We start from the raw sequence: 6,647 nt of genomic DNA, 5'->3' as shown, positions 1-6,647 counted from the left end.
CGTATATTCTGCCTGAATTCGATATCTAAACCTCAAATAAAAAGATGTCCCTCCTTCTAATTGAATTTTACTCGCATTTTGAATCCACCTCTCTTCTAACTGATACCGATGACTCAAATTAACCTTGCCCAAACGTTGTTTGACTGTAACATCTTGTTGTCCTCTATATTCTTCAACATGAAATGGTTTAATAACTTCTGGTTCTTGAGTGGCTACTTGTAAATAAGCCCCACCAATTCCCCATTCTATTTTATCATTCCATTTCTGCCTTAGTTGAATTCTCCCCAGAAATAAATTTTGTTCAACAGGTTTAGTAAATATTCTATTATCTAAATCCGTTTGAATTGACCATTTATCGTTTAGTTCCAACTGGTTGTTATACCGTGTCCAAAGCAAACTTTGATGATCAACATTTTTTTCTGTTTGTGCTTTCGCAAAAAAACCACATAGGAATACAAAAACAAGTATTCTAGAAATTTTCATTCTAAAAGTACCCTTGTTGTTTTCTTTTCTCCATGGCTGCTTCTGAACGTTTATCATCAATTCTGGCTCCTCTTTCAGAAATTGTTGATGCTCTAATTTCGCCTACTACTTCAGATATTGTTGCTGCATATGAATCAACAGCTGCGGTACAACTCATATCACCTACTGTTCTAAAACGAACTACTCTTTCTTCAATTACCTCGTCTTCATCTTGAAAAACATAAGGAGAATGAGACCAAATCATTCCGTCTCTAATAAACACTTTACGTGTATGAGAAAAATAGATTGATGGAATTTCGATTTGTTCTTGTTCAATATAACTCCAAACATCTAATTCAGTCCAGTTTGAAATAGGGAACACACGTACATTTTGACCATTTTCAATTTTACCATTCAACAAATCGAATAATTCAGGACGTTGGTTTTTTTCATCCCATTGACCAAAATCATCACGAACAGAAAAAATACGTTCTTTTGCTCTTGCTTTTTCTTCGTCACGACGCGCTCCACCAATACAAGCATCAAATTTGAATTCGTCAATAGCGTCTAAAAGTGTAGTCGTTTGCAAACTATTTCTACTTGAATATCTACCCGTTTCTTCAACTACTTTTCCTTCGTCAATAGCATCTTGTACATTACGAACGATTAATTCTAAACCTAATTCTTTTACTAATCTATCTCTAAATTCGATAGTTTCAGGAAAATTATGTCCTGTATCCACGTGTAACAATGGAAAAGGAATTTTAGCCGGAAAGAACGCTTTTTGTGCCAATCTCACTAAAGTAATTGAATCTTTTCCACCTGAAAAAAGCAACACAGGCTTATCGAATTGAGAAATAACTTCTCTAAATATGTAAATCGCTTCGCTTTCTAAAGCATTTGTTTTTAATACTGAACTCATTTTTTAAGTTTAAAAAAGTTTAAAGTTTAAAGTTTAAAGTTGTTACACCTTTGACTCAATATCTTAAACCGTTATTATTTTATTCTACTATCTTTTTTCTTTCTTCTTGTCTCTTTCTTCTTGCCTCTAACTTTTGTGTAACCCACATTCTTTATGGCTTTGTTCCCAATACCATCTTCCTGCTCTAATGTCTTCTCCTTCTGCAATTGCTCTGGTACACGGTGCACAACCTATACTTACAAATCCTTTTTTGTGTAAGCTATTTTGTGGCACATTATTATCATTAATGTATTTTTGAACTTCTTCTAATGACCATTTTAACAACGGATTGAATTTGATGATTTGAAAATGAGCATCATATTCAAACAAATGCAAATCGCTTCTGTTTTCAGATTGTTCTGCTCTTAGACCTGTAATCCAAACGTCATTTCCTGCTAGTGCTTTTCTTAACGGCACTACTTTGCGAATAAAACAACATTCTTTTCTATTCTCTACTGACTCAAAGAAACTATTCGGTCCTTTTTTCTCTAGCAATTCTTCAACCGCTTTGGCTTCTGGAAAATATACTTTAATAGGTGTACTATATTTCTTTTGTGTTCTATGAAAAACATCATAGGTTTCTTGAAACAAACGACCCGTATCCAAAGTAAATATCGTTATTGCAGCACCGCTTTTTTCAATTAGATCAGTAATAACCTGATCTTCTTGCCCAAAAGAAGTTGAAAAAACTACTTTATCCTTGTATTCATCTGCCAAAAAAGAAAAAGTCTCTTCAATGGAAAAGTCTTTTGTTTTTTCTAATAATGATTGAACTATAGCTGTACTCATTGTTTTTATTTTTTATAAAATCTATTACCCTATCGGTCTAGTAGATTACTGCGCAAAATTACTACTTATTTTTAGATAACAAAACATAATACCATATTTTTTACATTTCTCTCTAACAGCAATTTAAACACTATCCCTAAAAAAATAAATTATTGCTTGGAGACAGAACATAAATTTATCATTAAATTCAAATTAGAAAGCTAATTTTCGGCAAAGATAACTTTGTTTTCTCAAATAATATAAATATTATCCTTACTAACTTAAATTGACAAAAAACAATTAAGACAACACTTATTTAAAAAATAACAAATACCCCATAATTTTAAAAAATTATAATAAATAAATTTACATCTCATAAAAATAACATTAAACAAAATCAACTTTAAACACTGAATAAGAATACAATTGACTAAATAAAATTTAATATTATACATTTAACCCAAACATTAGCCTACCATGTCTATAGGATAATTATAAAATAGTTATTAGTTTTGTCAAAAATAATTTTAATATACATCAGATGGATTTTCAATTAGGACTTGTAGTCGCAGGATTAGTTGTTGGTTTTGTAGTAGGATTAACAGGTGTAGGAGGAGGCTCATTGATGACCCCTATTTTATTATGGTTTGGTATCCCTCCTACAACTGCTGTTGGCACCGATTTATTATATGCCGCTTATACTAAAATGGCTGGCATTTTTGTACATCATAAAAAAAAGAATATCAATTGGAAAATAACAGGATGGTTATCTTTAGGAAGTATTCCAGCTGCCTTATTTACTTTATGGATTTTATCCACCATCAAAACTGATATTGCAGTAATTAATGCTACTATAAAATATAGTTTGGGTTGGGCATTATTATTTACCTCCATAGCTGTTTTATTCAAAAATAAAATAATGGTTTTTTCACAAAAACATTCTGGCGATAAATTCCACAAAGAAAGTAGAATGCAAAATGTACTAACAATTGCTATTGGTGTCATGCTAGGAGCTACAGTAACTTTGACATCTATTGGAGCAGGAGCGCTTGGAACAGTTACATTATTTTTCCTTTACCCTCTTTTACCAACTCCAAAATTAGTGGGTACTGAGATTGCCCATGCTGTCCCATTAACACTTGTTGCAGGATTAGGACATGCCACTATGGGAAATATTGATTATTTATTATTAGTTCAGTTATTAATGGGTTCCTTGCCTGGTATTTTCATTGGAAGTATGTTAAGTGGAAAAATACCCGATTTATATCTCAGAAATGCCATCGCAGTAATGTTATTCTTTGTAGGGTACAAATTGATATTTTAAATCCTATCTTAAACCCTTTTGCTTTGCCGAAAGGGAGAAAGAACACAATATTGATTTTATATAAAAAAATGACCTTTTCATATTGATGAAAAGGTCATTTTTTATATCATTTAATTTCTGCATCTTAAAAAGCAATATCTGCGAGAGAATTATTTTCCAAAATCATTAAAGTATTATCACGCACTTCTGTCATTAATCTACGAACAGCACAAGCGGCTTCATCCGTACAATCATCGCACTTTTCATAAAAATTATGACTGGCACACGGCAACAAAGCAATAGGCCCTTCGAGAATACGATAGACTTTGGCCATATTGATTTCCTTAGGGTCTTTTATCAAATAATACCCTCCTCCTTTTCCTTTTTTTGCGCCTAAAAATCCTGAATGACGCAACAATAATAAAATACTTTCTAGGAACTTAATCGAAATTTGTTCTGCTTTGGCAATATCTGCAATAGCCACAGGAGTCTGATCTTCTTGGCGAGCCAAAAAGGTCAAAGCTTTGATTCCATATTTTGTTTTTTTAGAGAGCATTTTAAATTTAGGATTTTTTGATTTGGGAATTAGGATATAACAAATAGAGTCAATTCCTATTCACAATGGTAACAAAAATATGTTTTTTGAACTAATAAACACAAAAAAAACGATTTTTGATTTACAGAAAATCTGCAATCAAAAATCGTTAATCTACATTCTTAAATCTTTATGAAAGTGCCTGCTCTAAGTCAGCTATAATATCAGCAACCGTTTCCAAACCTACTGAAACACGTACCAAACCATCAGTTATACTAACAGCCAAACGTTCTTCTACAGTTAATTTACTGTGTGTGGTAGATGCTGGATGGGTTACAATCGTTCTTGTATCTCCTAAATTTGGCGAAAGCGAACACAATTTTATTTTATCTAAAAAGGCTCTTCCTGCTTCCAGTCCGCCTTTAATTTCAAAAGCTACAATATTACCACCTGCTTTCATTTGTTTTTGAGCAATAGCATATTGCGGATGCGATTTTAAGAAAGGATATTTGACCAAACTTACATTCGGATGTTGTTCTAAAAACTCAGCTACTTTTAAGGCGTTTTCACAATGTCTATCTAAACGAATCGATAATGTTTCTAAACTTTTAGACAAAACCCACGCATTAAACGGCGATAACGAAGGTCCTGTAAGACGCGAAAACAAATAGATTTTCTGAATCAGTTCAGCATCACCTACCGTTATTCCGCCTAAAACCCTCCCTTGACCGTCCATTAATTTGGTAGCCGAATGCACTACTAAATGTGTTCCCCATTTGATGGGTTGTTGTAAGTAAGGCGTTGCAAAACAGTTGTCGATTATCAAAATCAAGTTGTGCTTTTTAGCAATCGCACCAAGCAATTCCAAATCAATAATATCGACTGCTGGATTTGTTGGTGATTCTGCAAAAAGAATCTTGGTATTAGGTTGAATACAACTTTCTATCGTTTCCGGTTTATCAATATCAAAATAGGTTGTTTCAATCCCCCATTTTGGAAAATAATTAATAAACAACGAATGTGTTGCTCCAAAAATACTCCCTGCCGACACTATATGATCCCCTGATTTCAATAAAGCTGCCAAAGTAGAATAGACAGCAGCCATACCGGATGCAAAAGCAAAACCAGATTCAGCACCTTCCATTTTGCATACTTTCTCTACAAACTCATTTGTATTAGGGTTACTGTAACGGCTGTATATGTTTCTATCTTTTTCATCCGCAAAGGAGGCACGCATGTCTTCTGCATCTTCAAAAACAAAACTGGAAGTTAAGTACAAAGGCACTGAATGCTCTAAATATTGAGTTCTTTCTAATTGGGTACGTATGGCTTCGGTTTCAAAACCAAATTCTTGTTCGTTCATTTTTTTCTTTTTAACACGAATTGCACGAATTTGCACGAATTCAGATTATTGTTAATTTCACAAATCGAAAAATTCAAAAGAATTAATTAATCTGTTGTTGTGTATTTTAATAAAGTAAACTTAGATCTTAGCTAATTCCATACCATTCAAAACCACTTTATAATGTATTGTCGCCGTAGGCTCTACTGTTTTAGACACTGAGCAATATTTTTCGAATGACAATTGCGCTGCTTTAGCAGCTTTGTCTTCTTTGATATTTCCTTCTAAAGAAAAAACCAAGTGGATATCTTTGAATGGTTTTGCATCACCTACTTGTTGACGCTCTCCCTCAACCTCGGCTTTGAATGAAGTGATTTCTTGGCGTTGTTTTTTTAAGATCGAAATCATATCAATAGCGCTACATCCTGCAACTCCCATCAATACTAATTCCATTGGGCTTGGCCCCATATCATTACCTCCAAAATCTGGACGCGCATCTACATTTACTATATGTCCACGATCATTTTTTAATTCGAAGTGGAAGTTTTCGTTTACTCTGTTTAATGTTATTTTCATTATTCTTTATTTATGGACGTTGACACATCGGAATTCAACCGATAATTATAACGTTTATTACTTTTTCTTTTTAGAAACTACTTTCTTATTTTTTTCCTCTTTTTTTACTTGAACGGGCTTATTGCAATTATTAGTTTCATATAATTCTATCAGCCTATTTATCAAAGTAGGTTTTTTAAAATTCTCATTGTTTACGGCTTCGAGAAATTTGGGACAATCTTTAAATAAAAATGCACATCGTTTTCTAACAGATCTATCCATTCCAATATTTATAGACATCATATCTTCTAACGGAAAAACAAAATACACACCATCATCCTTTTCTTTACCAACATGAAGCATGGTTGCTCCTCCCATACCTGTACTAGTACCACTAATTGCATTATACCTAAAAGTTGAAATTGCTATATCAACAGCGATTTTAATTCCATGCGAATACACAACATATAACCAATATTGCTTTTTGGATTTTTTAACCTCATCTTCCCCTTTGACTTTATTTATAAAAAGCTTTTCGGCTATAGAAGTACTCCCATCATCATGGTTAAAAACTATTTTTTTCAGTTCAGAACTTAAGATTTTTTCAGTATCTCCTTTTTCTGTGGCTCTAAATTTAACTTTAGAGTCAGTTGCTTCCACCATTTCTACAAAACCTTCTTTTACAGTGCCGTTTTCATAAGTAAGAGTCGCTTTAACAAAT

At 32.9% G+C, this 6,647-nt stretch carries 8 protein-coding genes; 1 reads left to right on the top strand and 7 read right to left on the bottom strand.

Annotation, left to right across the window (positions count from 1 at the left end):
- From WBQ70_RS08390 to WBQ70_RS08380, 3 genes are all read right to left on the bottom strand, one after another.
- Positions 1 to 483, bottom strand: a 483-nt coding sequence (locus WBQ70_RS08390) for a DUF2490 domain-containing protein (protein ID WP_423912847.1), incomplete at its 3' end; no start/stop codon positions are given.
- Position 484: 1 nt separating this feature from the next.
- Positions 485 to 1,384 carry a sulfate adenylyltransferase subunit CysD gene (gene cysD / locus WBQ70_RS08385; protein WP_423912844.1) on the bottom strand — a complete coding sequence of 300 codons (900 nt, stop codon included), beginning with the start codon at positions 1,382 to 1,384 and terminating at the stop codon, positions 485 to 487.
- Between the two features lie 126 nt (positions 1,385 to 1,510).
- Positions 1,511 to 2,212, bottom strand: a complete 702-nt coding sequence (locus WBQ70_RS08380) for a phosphoadenylyl-sulfate reductase (RefSeq protein WP_423912842.1) — start codon at positions 2,210 to 2,212, stop codon at positions 1,511 to 1,513.
- Positions 2,213 to 2,732: 520 nt separating this feature from the next.
- Here WBQ70_RS08380 and WBQ70_RS08375 point away from each other — a divergent pair.
- Complete coding sequence (locus tag WBQ70_RS08375; protein ID WP_423912840.1) at positions 2,733 to 3,515, top strand: sulfite exporter TauE/SafE family protein; 783 nt, start codon at positions 2,733 to 2,735, stop codon at positions 3,513 to 3,515.
- A 124-nt stretch (positions 3,516 to 3,639) separates the two neighbouring features.
- On the opposite strand, the gene WBQ70_RS08370 is transcribed toward WBQ70_RS08375, so the two are convergent.
- The 4 genes from WBQ70_RS08370 to WBQ70_RS08355 all read right to left on the bottom strand — a co-directional run.
- The gene (locus WBQ70_RS08370) at positions 3,640 to 4,050 is read right to left on the bottom strand and encodes an RrF2 family transcriptional regulator (protein WP_423912837.1); all 411 of its coding nucleotides are present in this window, start codon (positions 4,048 to 4,050) and stop codon (positions 3,640 to 3,642) included.
- Positions 4,051 to 4,219: 169 nt separating this feature from the next.
- The gene (locus WBQ70_RS08365) at positions 4,220 to 5,392 is read right to left on the bottom strand and encodes a trans-sulfuration enzyme family protein (RefSeq protein ID WP_423912836.1); all 1,173 of its coding nucleotides are present in this window, start codon (positions 5,390 to 5,392) and stop codon (positions 4,220 to 4,222) included.
- A 120-nt stretch (positions 5,393 to 5,512) separates the two neighbouring features.
- Positions 5,513 to 5,947, bottom strand: a complete 435-nt coding sequence (locus WBQ70_RS08360; protein ID WP_423912833.1) for an OsmC family protein — start codon at positions 5,945 to 5,947, stop codon at positions 5,513 to 5,515.
- Between the two features lie 57 nt (positions 5,948 to 6,004).
- A partial coding sequence (locus WBQ70_RS08355; RefSeq protein ID WP_423912831.1) for a hypothetical protein occupies positions 6,005 to 6,647 on the bottom strand: 643 nt, incomplete at its 5' end.

It is taken from the genome of Flavobacterium sp., from assembly GCF_049590715.1.
Classification (GTDB): Bacteria; Bacteroidota; Bacteroidia; order Flavobacteriales; family Flavobacteriaceae; genus Flavobacterium.
The sequence above is the reverse complement of the archived record's forward strand: the minus strand, read 5'-3'. Positions and strand labels throughout refer to the sequence as shown.

Bases quoted from the DNA above. Each gene is read 5' to 3' on its own strand.
- cysD (WP_423912844.1), bottom strand. From the start codon at position 1,384: ATGAGTTCAGTATTAAAAACAAATGCTTTAGAAAGCGAAGCGATTTAC.
- WBQ70_RS08380 (WP_423912842.1), bottom strand. From the start codon at position 2,212: ATGAGTACAGCTATAGTTCAATCATTATTAGAAAAAACAAAAGACTTT.
- WBQ70_RS08375 (WP_423912840.1), top strand. From the start codon at position 2,733: ATGGATTTTCAATTAGGACTTGTAGTCGCAGGATTAGTTGTTGGTTTT.
- WBQ70_RS08370 (WP_423912837.1), bottom strand. From the start codon at position 4,050: ATGCTCTCTAAAAAAACAAAATATGGAATCAAAGCTTTGACCTTTTTG.
- WBQ70_RS08365 (WP_423912836.1), bottom strand. From the start codon at position 5,392: ATGAACGAACAAGAATTTGGTTTTGAAACCGAAGCCATACGTACCCAA.
- WBQ70_RS08360 (WP_423912833.1), bottom strand. From the start codon at position 5,947: ATGAAAATAACATTAAACAGAGTAAACGAAAACTTCCACTTCGAATTA.